The organism is Variovorax sp. BGA-UO-ETr-C22 (assembly GCF_059567965.1).
Map to the genome: position 1 here is coordinate 1,647,897 of NZ_JCAQPA010000011.1, position 23,150 is coordinate 1,671,046.

A 23,150-nucleotide genomic window follows, 5' to 3' on the forward strand; every position below is an offset into this window, starting at 1 on the left:
GCGCCCTCCCCGGCTGCAGCCTGCTTCTTCCCTGTTTTCATCGGCAACATGAATCAAGGAGCACGCATGGCGGGTCAGGCGTCGGAACACTGGAAGATCGAAGACCTCGATTTCTCCCGCATCGCACGCGAGCAGGTGCGCACGGACGAAAACCTCTTCTACCTGGTGGCGTCGGCCTCCTTCATCGAGAGCGGCTCCGACCTGTACACGCAGAACCTGGTCGATTTCTTCCGGGGTGACGACGAAGTCACCGAGTGGCTGTCGAGCCACTGGGAGCAGGAAGAGCTGCAGCACGGCCGGGCCCTGCGCGCCTACGTGGACCACGTCTGGCCCGAATTTCCCTGGGAGACCGCCTACCGCGGCTTCCTCGACGAGTACGCCACCTACTGCAAGGTCGAGCTGCTGGCCCCGACCCGCGCCCTGGAAATGACCGCCCGCTGCGTGGTCGAGACCGGCACCGCCACCTACTACCGGGCCATGGCCCGCAGCACCACCGAGCCGGTGCTGCGCGACCTCGCCACCCGCATCGCGACCGACGAGGTCAACCACTACAAGCACTTCTACCGGTTCTTTCGCCGCTACCGCGCGCAGGAGCGGCTGAACCGCTTCCGCGTGATGGGCACCATCGGCCGGCGCACGTTGGAACTGAAAAGCGAGGACGCCGACTGCGCCGTCCGCCACGTGCTGCAGGCCCGCGCTCCGCACCGCGCCGGCGACGCGGCCTACGTGCAGCAGCTGAGCGCGCACATGAACCGCACCATCCGCACCCACCTGAGCCCCGCCGCCACGCTCAAGATGCTGATGCGCCCGCTGGAGCTGCCGGCGCGGGTGCAGACGGTGATCCAGTACCCGATCCGGCAGTTCATGGAGCATGTCTTCCTGCGCTGACGGACCTAAAACCCCAGAAAACGCCGGAAAACGCGCAAAAAAAACCCAGCACGATGCTGGGCTGAATCTCTGGATTGCTGTCACGCACAGAGAACCCGCACTTGAAGCGAGTCCGCAAAATTTAGGGCCCGGGCCGCCCCCGGCTTGTCGGACAACACCGACAGTTCTGCACGATCGTTCGGACCGAGGGTATCCCCCGAAGCTCGAAAAAGTGCCAAATTCTTCACACTTTTTAACTTGTCCTACGGTTACGACATTTTTCAGCTGACATGCTGGGCGCGCGTCCTCGCCGAGGATGCACTTGCTGTCACGCAACAGGGCCGCAAAAGAAGAGCTCTCTGTTTGCCTTAGAGCGCGCCCCTTCGGGGGCCCCTCGAGATACCCGCTCCGGCGGGTATTTTTTTGCCCGCCACCGGGCCGACCGTCGCCCTACCACATCGCCATGACGGGTTTTCCCAATCCGGTGGGGACAATGTTGTGGAAAACCGTGTGTGCAGCGCGCGAAACCGTTGCCTGGCGGGGCCTGCAACGCGGTGCCTGCGAAAGAGGCAGCGAAGGTAAAAAACCCGGAAATATATTTTTCGCGGCCCGTTTCCCCCCCAAGACCGGTCCGCCGCCGCCCCGAACGGCGCTGAAAGAATTCATCAGACTCCCACCCCGAAGCCCCCGCTAGCATCGAACGACCCGGGCGGCCAGCCTGCGCCGCGCCGGGGACCAAGGGAGCAAAACATCGTGAAGTGGATCGTGGCTGGCTTTGTGGCGCTGGTTTTCTCAGTGCTGTCGTTCAACGCATTCATCGCCAACGACCTGAGCCGCCAGACCCGCGGCAACCGGCTCATCGCCATGCTGACCGACCTGTACGGCTGGCTGATGGGCACCCTGGGCGCCGTGCCGACGGGCGTGCTGTTCGCGGCGTGCGCCGTGGGCATCGTGGTGCTGGCGGTCCGGGACGGCAAGAAGGCGTCCTGAGCCATGCCGGTGACCACGCGCGTGGCCCTGCTCGACCCGCAAGGCACCACCGGACCCCAGCTGCTGCACAGCCTGCCCCGCCTGGGCTACGACACCCTGCGGTTCTCGAGTGCGGGCGACTTCTTTGCGTTGCTGGACAGCGGCCAGCCAATCGACCTGCTGCTCCTGGTGGTCGAGAACGAGCTGGCTTCGCGCAGCCTCTTCGCCGCCTGCCGGGCGCTGAACATCCCGACGCTGCTCATCGTGCGCGACAGGCGCTGGGAACAGCTCATGCCCTGGCGCGACGCGCCGGGCTGGGACGACTTCATCGAGCTGCACGGCGCCGGCATCGACGACGCCATCAACGAACTGGCCTGGCGCATGCGCACCCTGCTGCTGCGCGCCCGGCAGGCCGCGCAGACCACCAGCCTCGGCGCGGCGAGTTGGGGCCCCTACCGCTTTCTCGACATGGCCCACACGGTGCTGCTGCACGAGCGGCGCATCCGCCTGCAGCCGCGCCAGTACGCCTTTGCCGTCACGTTGTTCCGCAACGCCGGGCAGGTGATCACGCGCGAGTGGCTGTGGCAGTCGATCTGGGACAAGACCACGCCCTATGAAGGCACGCGCGTGCTCGACGTGTGCGCGGCCAACATCCGCAAGCGCCTGGACCTGTGCGCCGCGAACGGCTACGAGCTGCGCGCGGTCTACAAGCAGGGCTACCGGCTGGTGTCGGTGTTGCCCGGGCGCGAACCCGTCAAGGAGAGGGAGTTCACGCGAAGAGGCCGGCCACGCCATGCCGCCCTTGCCGTGAATTGCTGACAGGCCCGGCCCCGCAGCGGGCCGGGCCCCGGGCGCGCGTCAGGCGTCCGCCCCCACGCGAATCAGCCGCGCCGGCTTCAGCCGGCCGTCCAGCGACGCCAGCCAGACGCCCAGGTCCTCGTTCGACACGGGCGTCAGCAGCAGTTCGAAAGAACGCTGCGCGCGCACCGCGACCGGCACCGACTCCACGCTCTCCAGCTCCGAGCGGTGCGTGAGGTACAGCAGCGGCAGCATCCAGTCGGCCGCCTGGTGCATCGCGGGCACACGCGCGACCGTCTTCTGCGCATCGGCGTGCAGCCCCACGATCACCCCGTCGAAGCGCTGGCCCACCTCCAGCGCCTGGATCAGGTCGGCGATGCGCACGAAGGGAATGAAGTCGGCCCCCAGCGCCGTCAGCGAGTTGCCGGTGCAGGCGCGCTGCAAGGCGTCGGAGTCGACCAGCGCGATCCGGTAGCCCGAGGGAGCAGGCGCGTTCATCGTCACTGCTCCCCTGCGATGTCGAGCTCGACGCGCCGGTTGGGCTGCAGGCACTGCAGCAGCGCCGGCGTGCTGCGGCTGCCTTCGCAGTCGGACACCACCGGCTGGCGCTTGCCCATGCCCGCGGTGCGGATCAGCTTGCGGTCCAGCCCCTGCTGCACCAGCAGGTCGCGCACGGTGTTGGCGCGCTCCAGCGACAGCGCCTCGTTGTAGGCGTCGCCGCCCAGCCGGTCGGTGTGGCCGGTCACCACGATGTAGTGCAGCGAGCGGAAGTTGTTGCGCAGCTCGACGGCCAGGTGCTCCAGCCGCGCGCGCCCGGCGGGCTGCAGGTCGGTGAGCGAGGCGCCGTCGAAGCGGAACAGGCCGTCTGCATTGAGCGTGACTTTCTGCGGCGGCGCCAGCTTGGTGCTGGCCGGGATCGGCGTGGCCGCCGGCGGCTGCGCGAGCAAGGCGCAGTCGGGGTTCTTCCACCAGCCGCCGGTCATCAGCTCGCTTCCGTTGAAACGCACCATGTACTGGCAGGTGACGTGCTCGCTGCCCTTGCCCGTGTAGAAGTGGAAGATGTAGTTCCACTCGCGCACGCCCCACAGGCCTTCGCTGAAGTGCGGCCAGCCCAGCAGCTCGCGCAGCTGGTCCTTGCCCATGCCGGGGCGCACGCGCTGGAACTTCTCGGTGCCCGGAAAGGCGCCCTGCTTCCACTTGGCGCTGTCCAGCGCCGGAAACTCCTCGGACCTGGGCGCCGCGGGCTTCTCGGCCGCGGCGCGCGCCTGCGCGTCCTTGTCGATGGCGGCGCCGGGCGAGGCGCAGCCCTGCAGGGCCGCAAGCAAGGCCGCCAGTGCGACGGCGGACAGGGTTCGGTTCATCTGCTTCATTCTTTTTCTCTCCCGCTTCAATTGAAGACCCACTCGGCACCGACCGTGGCCGCGGCCCCGGCGCGGCTCATGCCCACGCCGCCGGTCACGCTCCAGCCGTTGTTCTCGGCCGTGCGGCGGAAGCTGATGCCCACCGCGCTCTCGCCCTTGAACGTGCCGTAGCCCACGCGCATCACCGTCTTGCCCGGCACCGAGGTGCCCGGCATCTGCACGGCCATGGCGGCGGCCACGCCGGCATAGGCGTTCTTGGCGGTGTTGCGCAGCTCGTTGCCCAGCGCGTTGGTGCGCGCGTCGGTGTAGGCCATGCCGGCGGCGCCGGCCTGGTTTAGCTGCTGCACGTTGACCGCGTCGGTGGGCGCCACGCCCGGCGCCACGTTCTGCACCGTGACCGGGCCGGTGGAGGCCCCGTTGCCCATGGTCACGCTGTTGTAGTTGACGCTGCCGTCCACATTCGTGTCGTAGCGCACCGCGCTTTGCTGCACGGCCTGCAGCTGGCGCACGTTCACCGCGTCGGTGGCCTGCGTGCCGCCGGCCACGTTGGTGATCTGGCGTTCGTTGCCGGCCGCACCGACCGACACCGCGCCCTGCGCCGACTGCACCACGGTGTTCGAGAACATCTCGCGCTGCCCGTTCATGCCCGCGCGGTTGGCCACCGCGCCGTCGCCCAGCGCCACGCTGTTGGCCGTGCTGGCCGTGCTGTTGGCACCCAGCGCGATGCTGCCGGCCGCCTTGGCCTGCGCGTTGTTGCCGGTGGCGATGGCGTTGTTGCCCAGCGCGACCGCGTTCGGCCCGATGGCCACGCTCTCGGCGCCGGCGGCGTTCGAGTCGGCCGCCTTCGAGTTGGCGTGGAAGTACTTGATGCCGCCACCACCGGTGGTCATGTTGTTGATCGCCTGGTTCGTCGCGTACAGCTGGCTGCCGTTCACCGCGTCGGTGCTGGTGGCGCTGATCTCGCCGGCCGCGACGTTGGTGAGCTGGCGCTCGGCATCCTTCGAACCGACGCTGACCACGCCCACCGGCTTGGTGCCTGCGAACTGGTAGGTCGTGCCCTGAAGCGTGACCTCCTTGGTGGGCTTGGCCTCCGCCGTGGTGGCGTCGTTGCCCAGCGCGACGCTGTTCTTCGTGGTGACCACGGCACCGGTGCCGATGGCCACGCCCTGGTCGGCCTTGACGGCCGCGCCCGAGCCCACCGCCGTGCTGTCGGTGCCCGTGGACGTGGGCGCCACGTAGGTCGTCGGCGACCCGGTGATCCACTTGCTGCCCGCCGCCGCGGCCTGGCTGGCCACCGCCTGCAGCTGCGCCACGTTCACGGCGTCGCTCGGCGCACTGCCGGCGGCCACGCCGGTGATCTGGCGGAACACGCCGTGGGCGGCGTCGCCCACGCCCACCGCACCCGTGGTGCTGGTGGTGGCGGCGATGGCGTCCGCCTGCGCGGCGGTTGCCTCCGGCGGCACATAGCCCTTCACGCCGGCCGCGCGGTCGGCCACCGAGCCTGCGCCCAGGGCCGCGCCACCGGCCACGGTCGCCGTGCTGCCTGCGCCCACGGCCACGCTGACGTCGCCGGCCGCGGCGCTCAGCGCGCCCATCGCGACGCTCGCCACGCCCGAGGCGTTCGATGCCATGCCCGCGGCCACGCTGCCATTGCCCCCGGCTCGCGCCCAGGCGCCGAAGGCCGCGCTGTCGATGCCGTCCGCGGTCGAGGAGTAGCCCACCGCCGTGCTGCGGTCGCCCAGCGCCCAGGCGGCATTGCCGATCGACGTGGCGCTGACGCCCGCGGCCTGCGCCGCCGTGCCCATCGCCACCGCGTTGACGGCCGTTGCCTGTGCGTCCTTGCCCGCAGCGATCGCGTCGGCGCCCGTGGCACCGTCGTTGTTCTCATTGCCGCCGCCGGTCGAGTTCACGCTGTAGTACTTGGTCTTGCTCTCGGCGACCGTGTCCTTGAGCTGGCTGACATTCACCGCGTCGGTGCCGGCCACGCCCGGCGCCACGTTGGTGATCACCTTGCCGCCCGCGTCGACCCCCGCCGTGGTCACGCTCGGACCGCCGACGATGGTCAGGCCGGTGGCACCGAGCGTGACGTTCGGGCCGACGGTCACGCCGGCGTTGTTCATCACCGTGTCGCCGGTGGTCACGCTGTCGAACTTCACGTCCTTGGCCGTGGCCACGGTCAGCGTGTTGCCGTTGCGCGTGACCACCATGTTGTCGCCATTGGCGAAGTTGGCCGTGCCGCCGGGCGCGATGTTCTGCGGCGTCGCCTCGCCGTTCGCGCTCAGGTTCCAGCCCTTGCTGGCCGTGGCGTCGACCAGCTTGAGCTGCTCTTCGGTGGCCGCGCGGCCCACGGTCGCGAAGCTCGGGTCGGTCAGCGTCTTGTTGCTCAGGCCCTGGATGTCGTTGCTGACGCCGCTGAGCTTGACGGTGCCGCTGGTGACGCCGCCGGCTGCGACTGCGGTGGTCGTCGTGCCGTTGTTGACCGTCAGGCCTGTAGTGTTCAGCACGCTCTGGCCGACCGTCACGCTGTTGTTGACCTTCACGTCGTCGGCCAGCTTGAAGTCGAGGTTCGTGCCGGTGCGCGTGATCGCGATGTTGCTGTCCGAGTTGCTGAAGTCGACCTTGCCGCCTGGAGCGACATTGCCGCCGGTGGCTTCGCCATTGGCTGCGACATTCCAGCCTGCGCTGGCCGTGTCGTTGACCTGCTTCAGTTGCTCTTCCGTCGCAGCACGGCCCACAGTCGCGAAGCTCGGGTCGGTCAGTGTCTTGTTGCTCAGGCCTTGGATGTCATTGCTGACGCCGCTGAGCTTGACGGTGCCGCTGGTGACGCCACCCGCCGCGACGGCCGTGGTGATCGTGCCGTCGTTCACGGTCAGGCCCGTGGTGTTGAGCACGCTCTGGCCCACAGTCACGCTGTTGTTGACTTTCACGTCGTTCGCCAGCTTGAAGTCAAGGTTCGTGCCGGTGCGCGTGATGGCGATGTTGCTGTCCGAGTTGCTGAAATCGACCTTGCCACCCGGTGCGACGTTGCCGCCCGTGGCTTCGCCGTTGGCTGCGACATTCCAACCCGCGCTGGCCGTGTCGTTGACGATCTTGAGCTGTTCTTCCGTGGCCCCGCGGCCCACGGTCGCGAAGCTCGGGTCGGTCAGTGTCTTGTTGCTCAGGCCTTGGATGTCATTGCTGACGCCGCTGAGCTTGACGGTGCCGCTGGTGACGCCGCCGGCTGCAACAGCCGTGGTGGTCGTGCCATCGTTCACCGTCAGACCCGTGGTGTTGAGCACGCTCTGCCCCACCGTCACGCTGTTGTTGACCTTCACGTCGTCAGCGAGCTTGAAGTCGAGGTTCGTGCCGCTGCGCGTGATCGTGACGTTGCTGTCGGAGTTGCTGAAGTCGACCTTGCCGCCAGGAGCGACATTGCCGCCCGTGGCTTCGCCGTTGGCCGCGACATTCCAGCCTGCGCTGGCGGTGTCGTTGACCTTCTTCAGTTGCTCTTCGGTCGCTGCACGTCCCGCCGTCGCGAAGCTCGGATCGGTCAGCGTCGTGTTGCTGAGACCCTTGATGTCGTTGGTGACACCGCTGAGGTTCACGCTGCCGCTGGTCACGCCGCCTGCGGCCACCGCAGTGGTCGTGGTGCCGTTGTTGACCGTCAGGCCCGTGGTGTTGAGCACGCTTTGGCCTACGGTCACGCTGTTGTTGACCTTGACGTCATCGGCCAGCTTGAAGTCCAGGTTCGTACCGCTTCGCGTGATGGCGATGTTGCTGTCCGAATTGCTGAAGTCCACCTTGCCGCCCGGCGCGACGTTGCCGCCCGTGGCCTCGCCGTTGGCCGCGACATTCCAGCCTGCGCCGGCGGTGTCGTTGACCTTCTTCAGTTGCTCTTCAGTGGCCGCACGCCCCACCGTCGCAAAGCTCGGGTCGGTCAACGTCGTGTTGCTGAGACCCTGGATGTCGTTGGTGACACCGCTGAGGTTCACGCTGCCGCTGGTCACGCCGCCTGCGGCCACAGCGGTGGTCGTGGTGCCGTTGTTCACCGCCAGGCCCGTGGTGTTCAGCACGCTCTGGCCCACGGTCACGCTGTTGTTGACCTTCACGTCGTCCGCCAGCTTGAAATCGAGATTCGTGCCGTTGCGCGTGATCGCGATGTTGCTGTCGGAGTTGCTGAAGTCGACCTTGCCGCCAGGCGCGACATTGCTACCCGTGGCCTCGCCGTTGGCCGCCACGTTCCAGCCTGCGCTGGCCGTGTCGTTGACGATCTTGAGCTGCTCTTCGGTCGCTGCACGGCCCACCGTCGCGAAGCTCGGGTCGGTCAGCGTCTTGTTGCTCAGGCCCTGGATGTCGTTCGTCACGCCACTCAGGCTGACCGTCCCGCTGGTCACACCGCCAGCAGCCATCGTCGTGGTGGTCGTGCCGTTGGTCACGGTCGTGCCTGTCGCCGACGTCGTCGTGACATTGCCCGCGCCGTCGTTCACCGTCAGGCCCGTCGTGTTCAGCACGCTCTGGCCCACCGTGACGCTGTTGTTGACCTTGACGTCGTCAGCCAGTTTGAAGTCGAGGTTCGTTCCGCTTCGCGTGATCGCGATGTTGCTGTCCGAGTTGCTGAAGTCGACCTTGCCGCCCGGTGCGACGTTGCCTCCCGTGGCTTCGCCGTTCGCCGCCACGTTCCAGCCTGCGCTAGCCGTGTCATTGACGATCTTGAGCTGTTCTTCCGTGGCCCCACGGCCCACGGTCGCAAAGCTCGGGTCGGTCAGCGTCTTGTTGCTCAGACCCTGGATGTCGTTGGTCACGCCACTCAGGTTGACCGAGCCACTGGTCACGCCGCCTGCCGCGACTGCGGTGGTGGTCGTTCCGTTGTTGACCGTCAGACCGGTGGTGTTCAGCACGCTCTGGCCCACGGTCACGCTGTTGTTGACCTTCACGTCATCCGCCAGCTTGAAGTCGAGGTTCGTACCGCTGCGGGTGATCGTGACGTTGCTGTCGGAATTGCTGAAGTCGACCTTGCCGCCGGGTGCGACGTTGCCACCCGCGGCTTCGCCGTTCGCCGCCACGTTCCAGCCTGCGCTGGCCGTGTCATTGACGATCTTGAGCTGTTCTTCCGTAGCCCCACGGCCCACCGTCGCAAAGCTTGGATCAGTCAGCGTCTTGTTGCTCAAACCCTGGATGTCGTTGGTCACGCCACTCAGGTTGACCGTCCCGCTGGTCACGCCGCCTGCCGCGACCGCGGTGGTGGTCGTGCCGTTGTTGACCGTCAGACCCGTGGTGTTGAGAACGCTCTGGCCCACGGTCACGCTGTTGTTGACCTTCACGTCGTCAGCGAGCTTGAAGTCAAGGTTCGTACCGCTGCGGGTGATCGTGACGTTGCTGTCGGAGTTGCTGAAGTCCACCTTGCCGCCAGGCGCGACATTGCCGCCCGTGGCCTCGCCGTTGGCCGCCACGTTCCAGCCTGCGCTGGCCGTGTCATTGACGATCTTGAGCTGCTCTTCAGTGGCCGCACGGCCCACCGTCGCAAAGCTCGGATCGGTCAGCGTCTTGTTGCTCAGCCCCTGAATGTCGTTCGTCACCCCACTCAGCTTGACCGTCCCGCTGGTCACGCCACCGGCCGCAACGGCTGTGGTCGTCGTTCCATCGTTCACCGTCAGGCCCGTGGTGTTGAGCACGCTCTGCCCCACCGTCACGCTGTTGTTGACCTTCACATCGTCAGCCAGCTTGAAGTCGAGATCCGTGCCGGTGCGCGTGATCGCGATGTTGCTGTCCGAGTTGCTGAAGTCGACCTTGGCCCCTGGGGCCACATTGCCGCCCGTGGCTTCACCATTGGCAGCCACATTCCATCCCGCGTTGGCGGTCGCATCGACGGCCTTGAGCTGGCTCACGTTCACCGCATCCGTATCGACCGCGCCGGCCGCCACGTTGGTGATGCGCCGCTCGGCGCCCGCGCGGCCCACCGACACCTCGCCCACCGGCGTCGCGCCGGCGACCGACGTCGCGCCCGTCGGCACGTAGGCCGCGTTCGCGTTCAACGTCGCCAGGTCCGAGGCCGTGGCGCTGTTGGCACCGAGCGCCACCGCGTTCGCGTAGGTGGCGCTGGCATCGGTGCCGATGCTGACGCCGCTGTCGCCCGTGGCCTTGGCACGGGTGCCGATGGCGACGGTGTTGCTGGCGCTGATGCTCTCGCCCGCGTTCAAGCCGATCGCGACGTTGGCACTGCCCTGGACCCCGCCGCCGGAAAGACCGCCCAGCGCCACGTTGAAGGCGCCGTTGGTGCCCTGCCCTGCAGAACTTCCGATGCCCACGTTGGAGAAACCGGTCGTGACCGCACCGCCATTCACACCGATGCCGATGTTGGAGTCACCGGTGACGCGGGCGCCCGCGCTCAACCCGAGCGCGGTGTTGTTCCCGCCCGTCACCGACACACCGGCGCTGTTGCCGACGGCCGTGTTGTCCGCTCCCGCCACCTGCCGGCCCGCGGCGTACCCGACGAAGGTGTTGTGCGAGTTGCCAGCCGCCGTGCTGCCCGAGCCGGCCAAGTTGCCGACCGCCACAGTGCCCACGCCCGCGGCCACGGCATCCACGCCTGCCGCGATCGCATTGAGGCCGGTGGCGCCCTTGTTGTCGTAGTTGCCGCCCTGCGTGCCGTTGTCGTTCACGCTGTAGTAGTGCGTCTGCGCGCCCTTGAGCTGGCTCACGTTCACTGCGTCGGTGTCGTCCGACCCGGCGGCCACGTTGGTGATGCGCCGCTCCTTGCCCGCGCTGCCCACCGACACCTCGCCCACCGGCGCGGTGCCGGCCACGGCCGTCGCGCTTGCCGGCACATAGGCGTTCTTGAGCGCCAGTGCGGCTGCGTCCTGCGTCGTCTTCGAATCCGCGCCCAGCGCCACGCTGTTGACGGCGGCAGCCTGCGCGCCATGACCGACGGCAACGCCGTCGTCCTTGCTGGCCACGGCGCTGTTGCCGATGCTCACTGTGTTGTTGGCAGTGATGCCGGCAAACGTCGCGGTGTCGACGATGCCTGCCAGGCTGCCGATGGCGATGTTGCTGCTGCCTGTCGTTCCAGCGCCGGCCAGGGCACCGATGCCGATGTTTGCATCGCCGACGACGGAGGAGCCCGACAGGTCGCCCATGGCGATGTTGTCGTTGCCGTTCACGGCCTGGCCCGCGCTGCCGCCGATCGCGGTGTTGTAGGTGCCCTTGGTCCCGATGCCGCTGTAGACACCCATCGCCAGGTTGTAGTCGCCCTGGACGCCCTGGCCCGCCGCAATGCCGAACGCCGCATTCGAGCTGCCCGCCACGTCCTTGCCCGCAGCGGAACCCACCGCAGTGTTGCTGGACCCCACGACACCGCCACCCGCTTCGGTGCCGATGCCCACGTTGTTCTGGCCGGCCAGGCCGGCGCTGGCGCCCACGCCGGCCAGATAGCCGATGGACACGCTGCGCTCGCCGTTCGCCTGCGCGCCCACGCCCGCCGCCAGTGCATTGATGCCGGTGGCGCCCTTGTTGTCGTAGTTGCCGCCCTGCGTGCCGTTGTCGTTCACGCTGTAGTAGTGCGTCTGCCCCGCCTTCAGTTGCGCCACGTTCACCGCATCGGTGGCTTGCGTGCCCGCCGCCACGTTCGTGATCTGGCGCGTCTGCCCGTTGCCGCCGACGCTCACCGCGCCCAGCGTGCTCTTCCACGTGGCCGAGGTGTCCGTCGAGGCCAGGCCCGTGGCCGGGTCGAAGCCCGCCACGCCCTTGTCCGTGCTCGCCACCGACTTGCTGCCCAGTGCCACGCCGTCGGCCACCGTCACGCTGGTCGAATCGCCCAGTGCCGTGACATTGGCCACGTTGACCTTGACGTTGTTGCCCAGCACGAAGGTGTTGCTCGCCGCTGCGCCCAGCGTGTTGTTGTTGCCCACGCTGTAGCTGTTGGCGCCGTCGATCACGGTCGGATCGCCGATGGCGCCGCTGTTGTTGCCGTTGACGACGTTGCCGGTGCCGATGCTGATCGACTGCGTGCCCAGCGCCTGGGCGCCCGTGCCGATCGCGATGGCGCGCTCGGCATTGGCAAATGCCTGGGTGCCCAGGGCGATCGTGTCGCTCGCCGTCGTCGGCGTGATGTTCCCGGAGGCCACATCGCCGGCAAGGCCCGCGGCCGAGCCGATCGCCAGGTTGCGGTTGCCGCTCACCAGGGCCCCTGCCGTCTGGCCGAGCGCGATGTTTTCGTTGCCGTCGGCGGCAAGACCGGCGTTCTGGCCCAGCGCCACGTTGCTGTTGCCCTTGGCGATCGAGCCCGCCCCTGCGCCGATGGCGAGGTTCGCATCACCCTGGGTGCCAAGCCCCGCCCCCTGCCCGATCGCGGCATTGCCCGACCCCACGACGCTGGCGCCCGCCGAAGTGCCCATGCCGATGTTGCCGTCGCCCTTCACGAACGCGCCCGCGGCGAAGCCCCATGCGGCATTGTTGTCGCCCTCGGTGTTTGCGCCCGCCAGGTTGCCGAAGGCCGAGTTGGCGGTGCCCTTGGAGAAGATGCCCGCCCCCGCGCCGATGAAGCTGTTCAGGTCGCCCTCCGACGAGCTGCCGGCCGTTGCCCCGATGAAGGTGTTGCTGTTGCCCGACGCCGCCTGCCCTGCGTTGTTGCCGATGGCGGTGATGTCCGCGCCCGCGCTCTTGTTGCCGGCACCGGAGCCGATGAAGGTCCCCGTCAGCACGGTCGAATCCTTGCCCGCGCTGGCGCCGATTGCCACCGTGCCGCCCTTGGCGGCAGAGGCCTGGGTTCCGATCGCCACGCCGTTCGCGCCGGCCGCGTTGGCCTGGTAGCCCTGCGCAATCGCATAGTGGCCGCCGGCCGTCGCGCCATGACCCATGGCGGTCGCATGGTCCCCGCCGGCCTTGGCATCGACGCCCGAGGCCATGGCGTTGAGGCCCGTGGCGCCCTTGTTGTCGTAGTTGCCGCCCGCAACGCCGTTGTCGTTCACGCTGTAGTAGTGCGTCTGCGCCGCCTTGAGCTGCGCGACGTTTACCGCATCGGTGGCTTGCGTGCCCGCCGCCACGTTCGTGATCTGGCGCGTCTGGCCATTGCCGCCCACGCTCACCGCGCCCAGCGTGCTCTTCCACGTGGCCGAGGTGTCTGTCGAGGCCTTGCCCGTCGCCGGGTCGAAGCCTGCAACACCCTTGTCCGTGCTCGCCACCGACTTGCTGCCCAGCGCCGCGCCGTCAGCCACCGTCACGCTGGTCGAGTCGCCCAGCGCAGTCGCGTTGGCCACGTTGACGTTGACGTTGTTGCCCAGCACGAAGGTGTTGCTCGCCGCCGCACCCAATGTGTTGTTGTTGCCCACGCTGTAGCTGTTGGCGCCATCGATCACGCTCGGATCGCCGATGGCGCCGCTGTTGTTGCCGTTGACGACATTGCCCGTGCCGATGCTGATCGACTGCGTGCCGTTGGCCTGGGCACCCTTGCCCATGGCAATGGAGGCTTCGCCCTTCGCAAAGGCGCTGTCGCCCACCGCCACGCTGGACACACCGAAAGCCTTGCTCGCCGTGCCGATGGCCACGGCGGCCTTGTCGCCGGCGACCGCCGACGAGCCCAGCGCCACGGCGTCGTCGCCGGTGGCGCGCGACAGGTGGCCGATGGCCGTCGTGCGGCTGGCGTCGATGCCGGCCACGCCGTTGCGCTGGAACGCCTGGGTGACCGAGGTCTGCAGCTCGGCGGCGGTGACCAGCACGTTGCCGCTGCTGGCCTCGATGACGTTGCCGCTGGCGTCCAGGGTGTAGGTGCCGTCGGCCAGGCCGGCCTCGGTCACGCCGCGCTTGGCCAGAAAGCCCATGTATTCGGTCTGCGCCGCCAGGCTCGCCGCCTGCACAGCGGCCTGGGAGATCGGGGCGTTCGGGTCCTGCGCGGCCAGCGCCAGGTTGGCGCTGGCCAGGGTGCCGAGCGCGATGTTGTTGCTGCCCTTGGACTGCAAGCCCGCCATCGTGCCCTGGTTGATGTTCTGGTCGCCCGTCACGAACTGGCCGGCGCGCTGGCCCACCGCGACGTTGCGGTTGCCGGCCGACAGCCCGCCCGCGCCGTAGCCCATGCCGGCGTTCTCGTCGCCCTGCACCGCAAAACCCGCCTGGTTGCCGACGTAGGAATTGCGCGCGCCATTGCCGCTCGCACCCGAGCCGCTGCCGACGAAGGTGTTGAGCGAATTGCTGAAATCGTTCGGGTCGGTCTTGGCGGGGCGGCCCATGCCCGCGAACGTGCCGATCGCGACGGTGTCGTAGCCGGCTTCGGCGCGCGAACCCAGCGCGGTGCCGCGTCCCTCGGCCTTGGCCGAGCCGCCCAGCGCCACGGAGTTGCCTTCGGTGGCGGAGGCATAGGTGCCGATCGCCACGGAACTCCAGTTCTCGGTCGGCCCGGTCAGGCGGTCGCCACCGCTTGCAATCGCAGCCCGGCCGATGGCGATGTCGCCGAGCTTGTGCGCCTCGGCGCCGTTGCCCATGGCCACGGTGTCGTTCGCGAGCGCCTTCGCATCGGGGCCGATCGCCACGCTGTTGGCGCCGATGGCGCCCGAGTTGGCCTGGGTCGAATTGCCGACAGCCGTCGAATTCACATGCAGGTACGGTGTCTCGTCGACATTCACCCAACGACCGTTCTTCCAGGTCATCAGCCCGACGCCGAGGCCGTTGGCCGAGGTGCCTGCGGTGGTGTTGAAGACCACCATGCCTTCGATCGGCGTCGGTGCGGCCAGGCCCCAGGTTGTGGCGTCGGTCAAGGCGGCACGCGGCATCAGCACGCCCTTGTTCGGCACACCCGCGCCCGGCTCCGGTCCGATGGTCAGCCAGGCACTGGGGTCCGGGGTCGTCGTTACGACCCCGACCTGCGCAAGCGCCGGCCCGCCCAACAGGAGCATGCCCAGACCCAGCGCCGCGAGTTGGCGTTGCGCGCTGCGGCTTTTCTTGCCTCGAGCCGAAGCGATTTCCGACGCGGCAACCCAAGCGCCCAGCGCCTCATTCCAGATGGATCGATAAGACTTGTTCATTTCCCCTGTTCCTCGGATGCAAGCCGGCCTTACTCCGCAGGATCGCGACATGGCGAGCGGAGATGACCGGAGATGTGGAGTGATCGGAGCGCCGGGTGGCGCTACAGGGGGCGGATGATGTCGACGGCCTTCGAGGGTCGAAGGGCCGGCGTGAGGTTTGGTCAGATTTGCAGCCAGCTTTAGTCTGCATTTGTGAATTTCTTTACTACTTCATAACCATCGCCAACAATGTTGCTAACGTTCACGCTACGGAATTCGTCAGATTTCGGGTGTGGATTCACTGTCAAAATTGCCGCCGCCACCCCTGGAGTCCATGCGCATCGCCATCCTTGAAGACGACCCGAACCAGCTCTCGCATCTCGTGCGGACACTCGAGCAGCTGTTAACAATTGGCGAGACGAATGTGACCTGCATCACGTTTTCGAACGGGTCGACCTTGCAACAGGCACTGCGGCGCGAAAGCTTCGATCTGCTGGTGCTCGACTGGAACGTGCCCGGCCTGGCCGGCGTCGAATTGCTGCAGTGGCTGCGCAAGTGGCAGACCGACAAAGTGCCGGTGCTCATGCTGAGTTCGCGTGCTTCCGAGCACGACGTGGTGCAGGCACTGAACCTCGGCGCCGACGACTACATCGTCAAACCTTTCCGACCGCTCGAACTGCGCGCCCGCGTGCAGCGCCTGATGGCCCGGCGCGTGCCGCTGGCGCCGTCCGACGGCGAGCGCTTCGGCCGCTGGGAGTTCGAGCGGGTGTCGCAAAGCGTCCTGATCCACCCGGCCCCGGGCGATGACGCCGCGCCGCAACGGCATGCCCTCACCGACCGCGAATTCAAGCTCGCACTGACGCTGTTCCAGCACATGGGCGACACGGTGTCGCGCGCGCATCTGCTCGAAAGCGCCGGCTACAGCAACGAAGAACTGCCTTCGCGCACGCTGGACAGCCACATCTACCGGCTGCGCAGCAAGCTCGGCCTCGAAGCCGAAAGCGGACTGAGCCTGCGCACGGTGTACGGCCGCGGCTACCGGCTCGAGACCACGCAACACGCACCGCAGACGGATTCCTGATGGCGACGACGCACCCAACCCCGTTCCGCCCGTTCCGCCCGCACCGCCTCCTGGCCTGCGCCGCGCTGCTCGTCGCCACGGCGGCGAGCGCGCAGTCGCCGCACGTGGTGAAGCCCGGCGAGACCCTGTGGGGCATCTCGGGCCAGCAGCTGGACACGCCGCTGCGCTGGCCCGAAGTGCAGCAACGCAACCAGGTGGGCGAGCCGCGCCTGTTGCAACCGGGCACGGTGCTGTACTTTGCCGACGGCCGGCTCGTGCCCGAGGGCGCGGCCGTGGTCACCGCGGTCGAAGGCCGGGCCTCGCGCAAGCGCGCGGGTGTGCCTGAACAGGTCCTCACGCCCGGCCTGCCGATCCAGGCCGGCGACACGCTCATCACCGGCACCGATGCCTTCGTGACCCTCGGGGTGGCGGGCGGCAGCCGCGTCGTGCTGCCCTCGCGCAGCGCACTCGAGGTGCTGGCCATCGACGCCAATACGGTGCGGCTGCGGCTGATCGAGGGCCGCGTCGAATCGCAGGTGCACAAGCAGCAGCCGAACCAGCAGTTCGAGATCCGCGCGCGGTCGATGGGCCTGGGCGTGCGCGGCACGCACTTTCGCGTGCGCGACGAAGACGGCGTGCTGACCGGCGAAGTGATTTCGGGCGAAGTGGTGGTGCAGCGCACCGCACAGTCCGAACCGCCGCTCGTGCTGCGCGAAGGCCGCGGCGCGGTGCTGCTGGAGAGCGGCCCGTCGCAAGCGCAGGGCCTGCTGCCAGCGCCCCAGCTGGTGCCCGAGACGACGGCGCGCAACGACCGCACGTTCCGCTTCACGCCCGTTGCGGGCGCGCAAACCTACCGCCTGCAATTGGCGCGCGACGAGCGCTTCCTGCTGCCGGTGTACGAACAACGCGGCCCGGGACCTTCTTTCACGGTGCCGGCGGAACTGCCATCGGGCCTGTACCAGCTGCGCCTCACGGCCTTCGATGCCGCCCGGCTCGAAGGGCTGCCGGGCGACGGCACGGTCTACCTGCCCACTGTCGAAGGCGGCGCGGGCGGCCAGAGCACGTCGACCGCACTGCCCGACGGGCGCGTGGAGGTCCGCTGGCCGGGCATCGCGGGCCAGCGCTACACCTTCGAACTCGCGCGCAGCCCTGACTTCGCCGTGTTGCTGGTCAACGAGCCCGCGGTCTATGCCACCGGCATGACGGTCGGCCCCTTCGCGCTCGGCGGGCGCTACCACTGGCGCGCGCGCCAGGCCACCCCCGACGGTGCTGCGTCCGCAGCGACCGGTTTCGGCGGAAGCTTCGACATCCCGGTGCGCTGAAGCGGGGCCACGCGCATGCGCCTCGTCGTCGAACGCCTGCTGATGGCGCTGCTGCTGCCGCTGGCCATGCTCGGCCTGGCGCACCGCCCGGGCCTGTTGCAGATGGATGCGTACATCCACGACCGCCTGCTGATCCTGGCCTCGCACCGGGCGTCGGCCGACATCCTGATCATCGCCATCGACGAGCACAGCCTGCGCGAACTCGGGCGCTGGCCCTGGAGCCGCGCGACCCACGCGCGCCTGCTCGAACGGCTCGCGCCGGCGGCGCCGCGCGCGGTGCTGCTCGACCTCTTTCTGACCGAGCCAAGCGCCGACCCGCGCGAGGACGCGCACCTGGCGCGGGCCATGGGCCTGCTGCCCGTGTACCTGCCGCTGCTGCATGCGAGCCCCCTGGCCTTCACGAGCCACGAATGGCCGGGCTTCCTGCCGCCGCTGCCGGACTTTGCCGCCCAGGCCCGCGGCGTGGGGCACGCCGGCCTCGCGCCCGACACCGACGGCGTGGCGCGCACGCTGTACCTGCTGGAGGGCTATCCGAACCAGCTGCAGCCCTACGTGGGCGCGCTGATGGCGCAGCGCGTCCCGCCGGCCGTGGTCGACCCCGAGGCGACGCCGGTCGACTGGCTGCGCCAGAGCCCGCTGCGCCTGCTGTTCGCCGGCCCGCGCGGCAGCTACCGCACCGTGCCCTACGTGAGCGTGCTGCGCGGCGAAGTGCCCGCCGAACTGCTGCGCGACAAGTTGCTGCTCGTGGGCGCCACCGCGCCCGGCCTTGGCGACCAGACGCTCACGCCCAACGCCGGCATCCGCGGCGTGCTGCCCGGCGTGGAAGTGCATGCCAATGCCATCGACAACCTGATGCACGGGCGCAACGTGAGCGTGTCGCCGCCGCTGTGGCACGCGGCCTGGACCGTGGTGCCGCTGTGGCTCGCGCTGTGGCTGCTGGTCCGGCGGGGCCGGCACGCGCTGCCGATCGCCGCCGGCCTCGCGAGCGCGTGCCTGCTGATCAGCGGCGTCGCCATGCTGGTGTGGCACCACTGGCTGCCGCCTGTCGCGCCGATGCTCGGCCTGGCCATCCTCTACCTGCTGTGGAGCTGGCGCCGTCTCGAATCGCAGTTCGTCTACCTGCGCAAGCGCGCACAGGTGCTCGACGCCCTGCCCGGCGGCACCTTCGAAGTCATGCCGGCCCGCTCGCCGGCGCCCGCCGACCCGGCGGAGCATCCCAAGCAGGCGCTCGACCGCGCCATTGCACGCCTGCGGCGCATGCAGCAGCTCATGGACAAGGCCATGCAGGCGATGCCCGTGGCCATGCTGATCTGCGACGAAGAGGGACGCATCGGGTCGGGCAACGCCGCGGCCTTCCGGCTGCTGGGCGGCGGTGCCATGCCATCGCGCGAGGACGATGGCATTGCCCCGCCCGCGCTGCGCGGCGTGCGCCTGCCCGAGCTGATCGCGCCGCTGGCCGTGCCGCCCGCCAGCGGTGCGCCGCCCCGCACGGACGCCGCCCACTGGACCGACCGGCTGCAGGGCGAGTACGCGACCCCCGACGCGCGCGTGTTCCGCCTGGAGGCCGCGGCCTTCAGCGGCGACGCGCCCGAAGACCGGGGCTGGGTCGTGATGCTGCCCGAGCTCACGGCCGAGCGCGAAGCGCAGCGCCAGCGCGACGAGTGGCGCCAGTTCCTGTCGCACGACCTGCGCAGCCCGCAGGTCACGATCCTCAGCATCCTGTCGATGCATCCCACGGCCGATGCCGACATGCGTTCGGCCATCGGCCGCGAAGCCGAGCGCACCCTCGCGATGGCCGAGGGCTTCATGGATTTCGCGCTGGCCGAATCGGACGACTACCGCTTTGCGGACACGCACGTCGGCGCCGTGCTGCTCGATGCCAGGGACCAGGTGTGGCACTACGCGCAGTCCCATGGCGTGCGCGTCGAAGCCCGCATCGACGACGCCGCCGGCGACACGATCCTGCGCGCCGACGGGGCCTTGCTGACCCGCGCCATCGTCAACCTGCTGAACAACGCCATCCGCCACAGCCCGTCCGGCCGCCGCGTGGAATTGGGCATGGCCATCGAACCCGGCGCCGACGGCGCGGATGCGACCAGCGTGCGGATTTCCGTCAGCGACCAGGGCTCGGGCATGACGCCCGGACAACTCGACGCCCTGCTCCACGCGCCGCGCGGCCGGCGCGCGCCCACCGCGCCGGAAGCCGCCCCCGGCGAGACGAAGGGCACGGGCACGCGGCGCATGGGCCTGGGCTTTTCCGTCGTGCGCGCGGTGGTCCAGAAACACAACGGCACCCTGGGCGCGGACAGCACGCCCGGTGCCGGCACCACCGTCTGGCTGCGGCTGCCCCTGCCCGGTTCGCGCCTTAGCACATCGAAGTGACGGGTTTTCCAATCCCGATGGGGACAATGTTGTGGAAAACCGTGTGCGCAGCGCGCGAAACCCTTGCCTGGCGGGGCCTGCAACACGGTGCCTGCGAAACAGGCAGCGACGCTGAAAAACCTGGAGAAATATTTTTCTCGGCGTTTTCGCCACACTTTCGGCGGCGAATCGGGACGCGCCGCAGCCCCGGCGGGACCACCGTGGCGCTCAGTCCGAGGGCTCGCTCGCCGCGCCGTCGGCGAGCATGGCCGCGATGGTCGGCGCCTCCAGCCCGGCTTCGGCCAGGAGGCGGCGTGTGTCCGCGCCGCGACGCACCGGCGCGCGCAGCGAAGGCGTCAGCGGCTCGCTGGACGTGAAGCCGATGCCTGGCACCGGCACCCGCCGCGCGCCGTTCGGCAAGGGCAGTTCCACGTGCGGCCAGTCGCGCGCCATCTGTGCCGCCGCCTGTGCGGGGCGCACCACCGGCGTGGCGGGCACGCCGTGGCGGGTCAGCAGCGCATCCCATTCGGCTGTGGTCCTTCCACCCAGCGCCTGGCCCAGCAGCGCCTGCGCGCGCGGCACATCACGCTGCTCGGCGGCCTCGTGCAGTGACGACAGCAGCGAGGCGTCCGTGCCGGTTTCGCGCAGCGCGTTCAGCAACCCCCTTGCCTGGTCGGCCGCATTGCAGACGATGGCCAGCTGGCCGTCGGCCACCTCGAAAGTGCCCGACAGGGGGCTGCCGGAAAACGCGGTCGATGCGCTGCGCGGCATCTCCATGCCGCTGACCAGCGGCCCCGCGTAGGTGGGCGCCATCAGCGTGAGCGCCGCACCCATCATCGACACCTGGAGCCATTCGCCGCGCACGCGCGCCTCGCCGCTCGGCCGGTCGCGCCGGTAGAGCGCGCTCATCACCGCCAGCGCCGCCTGCTGGCCCACGGCGTAGTCGACGAGCGGGAAACCCACGCGCTGCGGCTTGCCGTCGCGGTCGGCGTTGGCCGCCATGAGCCCGCTCGCGGCCTGGATCACGTGGTCGTAGGCGCGCCGGTCCGATGCGGGGCCGAAGCCGGTGATCGAGCAGACGACCAGCTGCGGATGGCGCGCGATCAGTTGCTGCGGATCGAAGTCGAGCGCCGCCAGCTTGCCGGGTCGGAAGTTCTCCAGCAGCACATCCGCGCTGCCGATCAGTTCGCTCAGCGCCTGTTTGGCCCGCGGGTCGCGCGCATCGATGGCCAGCGAGCGCTTGCCCGCGCCCTGCGTCACGAAGGTCTCGCCCAGTCCGAGGGCGGTCAGTTCGGCGTCCAGGCCCTTGGCGCGAATCATGTCGTCGCCGTCGGCGCGCTCGATGCGGATCACCTCGGCGCCGAGCAGGCCGAGCTGGTAGCCGGCGAAGGGGCCGGCCAGCACGTGGGTCCAGTCGATGACGCGCAAGCCGGCCAGGGGTGTGGAGGTCGATGTCATCGCGTCACTCCGGCTTGACGCCACTGTTCTTCACATAGCGCGCCCAGCGGGCGATCTCTTCCCTGGCGAAGCGGCGGCCCTCCTCCAGATTGAACGCCAGCGGCTGCGTTCCGCTGCTGGCGCGCAGTTGCACCGACTCCGGCGACGCCGACGATTTGCGGATGGCCGCATGCAGCGTCTCGACGATGGGCGCGGGCGTGCCCGCGGGCACGAACACGGCGGTCCATCCGGTGATCTCGAAATCGGCAATGCCTTGTTCGCGGAACGTGCCGACGTCCGGTGTGGCCGGATAGCGCCGCGCGGCGGCCACGGCCAGCGGCTTCAGCTTGTTCCCGTCGATGAAGACCTTGGCCACCGACGCGTCGGAAAACGCGAAGTCGATGTGCCCGCCGGCCAGGTCCGCCAGCGATTGCGGGTTCGACTTGTAGGGAACCGTGACGGCGTCGATGCCCGCCGACTTGCGAAAGATCTCGCAGGCCACCTGCGTCACCGCGTTGCCGCTGCCGCACCTGAGTTCGTTCGGATGGGCTTTGCCGTAGGCCATCAGGTCGGCCAGGTTGCGCCACTTGGCGTTGGCCGCGACGTACAGCGAGATCGGACTGGTGCCCAGGCCCGCCACCATCTCGAACGACCCGGGTTCATAGCCGAGCCTGGCCGGGAAGAACGAGAAATTGACGGCGTTGGTCGTGGCCGAGCCGATCAGCAATGTGTACCCGTCGGGTTTCGCGCGCGCGGCCGCCGCCGTTCCCAGCGCACCGTTGGCGCCCTGCTTGTTGTCGACGATGACGGGCGTCTTCAGGATGTCCGTCAGGTCCTTGGCCAGCACGCGCGCGCCGATGTCGGTGCCGCTGCCCGCGGCGAACGGAACCACCAGCGTGATGGGGCGCGAAGGATAGGCCGCCTGTGCGCAGGCCGAGGCAGTCCCCAGGGCCCACAAGGCGCACAGGGCGCCCAGGAAGAAAGAACTGCGAAGCATGAGGGGTGTGTCTCCTGGTGGTGTCGGGGCTGAACGATAGGTTGCCGCCCGGCGCGCAGCAACCTACATTCCGTGGCGACCTTTTCCACTTTGGAAAACCATGAACTTGAACGACCTCCATCTGGCCGTGGTGATCGCGCGCGAAGGCGGGCTGAGCCATGCCTCGGCCTGCCTCGGCATTTCGCCGGGCACCCTGAGCAAGGCCGTGACGCGGCTCGAGCGCGCCACCAAGGTCAAGCTGTTCGAACGGCTGGCCCGGGGCATGCGCCCCACCGAGCTGGGCCAGGCCTTCCTGAAGCGGGCGCAGCGCATCGACCTGGATGCCGCCGACCTGCATGCGGAACTGCGCGACCTGCGGCAGGCGCGCGCCGGCGTGCTGCGCTGCGGTGTCGGCGACGGCATTCCCGACCGCTGGGTGCTGCCGGTGGTGGCCGCGCTCATCGAGCGCGGGATCCGCGTGGACCTGTCGGGTGGCAACTCCGACTCGCTCACGCGGGCCGTCGCCATGGGCGAGCTGGAGTTCGCCCTGACCGGCCTGCACAAGAAGCCGGCGGCCGCGCTGGCATGGGAAGGCCTGCGGGACGACCCGCTGCTGCCCATGGCGCCGATCGGCCATCCGCTGGCGCGCACCCGGCGCGAGGTGGGCTGGGACCAACTCGCGCAGGCGCGGTGGATCGTCATGGCGCCCGGCACGTCGACGCACACCGAGTTCGAGGCGAACTTCCGCGCGCACCGGCTCGACCCGCCCGCGCCGGTGGGCACCTCGCGTTCATCCCAGCGCGAACTGGCGTTGGTGCGCTCGCTGGGCGCCTTGATGCCGGTGCCGCGCTCGGTGCTGAAAGAGCCCCCGGTCGCGGCGCAGTTCGTGCCCGTCAGCCCCGTCGGCGGATGGCGATCGACCCGTCGCGTGGGCATCGTGCGGCGCGCCGGCGGCTACCTCAGCCCCTCGGCATCGCAGGCGATGGAGGCGCTGGAAGCCATCCTGCGCAAGGAGCGCTGACGACTGGAGCC

12 protein-coding genes are annotated in these 23,150 nt (G+C 69.1%); 7 read left to right on the forward strand and 5 right to left on the reverse strand.

The window, feature by feature from the left end; translation table 11 throughout:
* Positions 1 to 66: 66 nt before the first annotated feature.
* From AC57B8_RS27805 to AC57B8_RS27815, 3 genes are all read left to right on the forward strand, one after another.
* Positions 67 to 888 carry a ferritin-like domain-containing protein gene (locus AC57B8_RS27805; protein WP_496481358.1) on the forward strand — a complete coding sequence of 274 codons (822 nt, stop codon included), beginning with the start codon at positions 67 to 69 and terminating at the stop codon, positions 886 to 888.
* Between the two features lie 732 nt (positions 889 to 1,620).
* Entirely contained in the window at positions 1,621 to 1,857 is a 237-nt protein-coding gene (locus tag AC57B8_RS27810; RefSeq protein ID WP_095744972.1) for a hypothetical protein, read from the forward strand.
* Positions 1,858 to 1,860: 3 nt separating this feature from the next.
* Complete coding sequence (locus tag AC57B8_RS27815; RefSeq protein WP_496481359.1) at positions 1,861 to 2,655, forward strand: winged helix-turn-helix domain-containing protein; 795 nt, start codon at positions 1,861 to 1,863, stop codon at positions 2,653 to 2,655.
* 39 nt (positions 2,656 to 2,694) lie between these two features.
* Here AC57B8_RS27815 and AC57B8_RS27820 read toward each other — a convergent pair whose 3' ends face one another.
* From AC57B8_RS27820 to AC57B8_RS27830, 3 genes are read right to left on the reverse strand one after another with little or no spacing between them, the layout of a single operon-like run.
* Positions 2,695 to 3,132 carry a hypothetical protein gene (locus AC57B8_RS27820; RefSeq protein WP_062474559.1) on the reverse strand — a complete coding sequence of 146 codons (438 nt, stop codon included), beginning with the start codon at positions 3,130 to 3,132 and terminating at the stop codon, positions 2,695 to 2,697.
* 2 nt (positions 3,133 to 3,134) lie between these two features.
* Entirely contained in the window at positions 3,135 to 3,995 is an 861-nt protein-coding gene (locus AC57B8_RS27825; RefSeq protein ID WP_496481360.1) for an OmpA family protein, read from the reverse strand.
* Positions 3,996 to 4,021: 26 nt separating this feature from the next.
* Positions 4,022 to 14,983: an ESPR-type extended signal peptide-containing protein gene (locus tag AC57B8_RS27830; RefSeq protein WP_496481361.1), complete on the reverse strand. Its 10,962-nt coding sequence runs from the start codon at positions 14,981 to 14,983 to the stop codon at positions 4,022 to 4,024.
* Positions 14,984 to 15,296: 313 nt separating this feature from the next.
* Here AC57B8_RS27830 and AC57B8_RS27835 point away from each other — a divergent pair, with 313 nt between their 5' ends.
* Genes AC57B8_RS27835 through AC57B8_RS27845 form a run of 3 tightly spaced genes read left to right on the forward strand, consistent with a single transcriptional unit; the run spans position 15,297 to position 19,726 of the window.
* Positions 15,297 to 16,043 (forward strand): response regulator transcription factor, encoded by a 747-nt coding sequence (locus AC57B8_RS27835; RefSeq protein WP_496481362.1) that lies wholly within the window; start codon positions 15,297 to 15,299, stop codon positions 16,041 to 16,043.
* Positions 16,043 to 17,344: a FecR family protein gene (locus tag AC57B8_RS27840; RefSeq protein WP_496481363.1), complete on the forward strand. Its 1,302-nt coding sequence runs from the start codon at positions 16,043 to 16,045 to the stop codon at positions 17,342 to 17,344. The genes AC57B8_RS27835 and AC57B8_RS27840 overlap by 1 nt, the downstream gene beginning before the upstream one ends.
* A gap of 15 nt (positions 17,345 to 17,359) precedes the next feature.
* On the forward strand, positions 17,360 to 19,726 hold the full coding sequence (locus AC57B8_RS27845) for a CHASE2 domain-containing protein (RefSeq protein WP_496481364.1): 2,367 nt from the start codon (positions 17,360 to 17,362) through the stop codon (positions 19,724 to 19,726).
* Positions 19,727 to 19,933: 207 nt separating this feature from the next.
* Here AC57B8_RS27845 and AC57B8_RS27850 read toward each other — a convergent pair whose 3' ends face one another.
* The gene (locus tag AC57B8_RS27850; protein ID WP_496481365.1) at positions 19,934 to 21,163 is read right to left on the reverse strand and encodes a CaiB/BaiF CoA transferase family protein; all 1,230 of its coding nucleotides are present in this window, start codon (positions 21,161 to 21,163) and stop codon (positions 19,934 to 19,936) included.
* A gap of 4 nt (positions 21,164 to 21,167) precedes the next feature.
* Positions 21,168 to 22,139 carry a Bug family tripartite tricarboxylate transporter substrate binding protein gene (locus AC57B8_RS27855; RefSeq protein WP_496481366.1) on the reverse strand — a complete coding sequence of 324 codons (972 nt, stop codon included), beginning with the start codon at positions 22,137 to 22,139 and terminating at the stop codon, positions 21,168 to 21,170.
* Between the two features lie 100 nt (positions 22,140 to 22,239).
* Here AC57B8_RS27855 and AC57B8_RS27860 point away from each other — a divergent pair, with 100 nt between their 5' ends.
* The gene (locus AC57B8_RS27860) at positions 22,240 to 23,139 is read left to right on the forward strand and encodes a LysR family transcriptional regulator (protein WP_496481367.1); all 900 of its coding nucleotides are present in this window, start codon (positions 22,240 to 22,242) and stop codon (positions 23,137 to 23,139) included.
* Positions 23,140 to 23,150: the final 11 nt, after the last annotated feature.

Coding starts and splice junctions, on each gene's coding strand:
- AC57B8_RS27835 (WP_496481362.1), top strand. CDS start 15,297: ATGCGCATCGCCATCCTTGAAGACGACCCGAACCAGCTCTCGCATCTC.
- AC57B8_RS27820 (WP_062474559.1), bottom strand. CDS start 3,132: ATGAACGCGCCTGCTCCCTCGGGCTACCGGATCGCGCTGGTCGACTCC.
- AC57B8_RS27805 (WP_496481358.1), top strand. CDS start 67: ATGGCGGGTCAGGCGTCGGAACACTGGAAGATCGAAGACCTCGATTTC.
- AC57B8_RS27825 (WP_496481360.1), bottom strand. CDS start 3,995: ATGAACCGAACCCTGTCCGCCGTCGCACTGGCGGCCTTGCTTGCGGCC.
- AC57B8_RS27840 (WP_496481363.1), top strand. CDS start 16,043: ATGGCGACGACGCACCCAACCCCGTTCCGCCCGTTCCGCCCGCACCGC.
- AC57B8_RS27845 (WP_496481364.1), top strand. CDS start 17,360: ATGCGCCTCGTCGTCGAACGCCTGCTGATGGCGCTGCTGCTGCCGCTG.
- AC57B8_RS27860 (WP_496481367.1), top strand. CDS start 22,240: ATGAACTTGAACGACCTCCATCTGGCCGTGGTGATCGCGCGCGAAGGC.
- AC57B8_RS27855 (WP_496481366.1), bottom strand. CDS start 22,139: ATGCTTCGCAGTTCTTTCTTCCTGGGCGCCCTGTGCGCCTTGTGGGCC.
- AC57B8_RS27850 (WP_496481365.1), bottom strand. CDS start 21,163: ATGACATCGACCTCCACACCCCTGGCCGGCTTGCGCGTCATCGACTGG.
- AC57B8_RS27830 (WP_496481361.1), bottom strand. CDS start 14,983: ATGAACAAGTCTTATCGATCCATCTGGAATGAGGCGCTGGGCGCTTGG.
- AC57B8_RS27815 (WP_496481359.1), top strand. CDS start 1,861: ATGCCGGTGACCACGCGCGTGGCCCTGCTCGACCCGCAAGGCACCACC.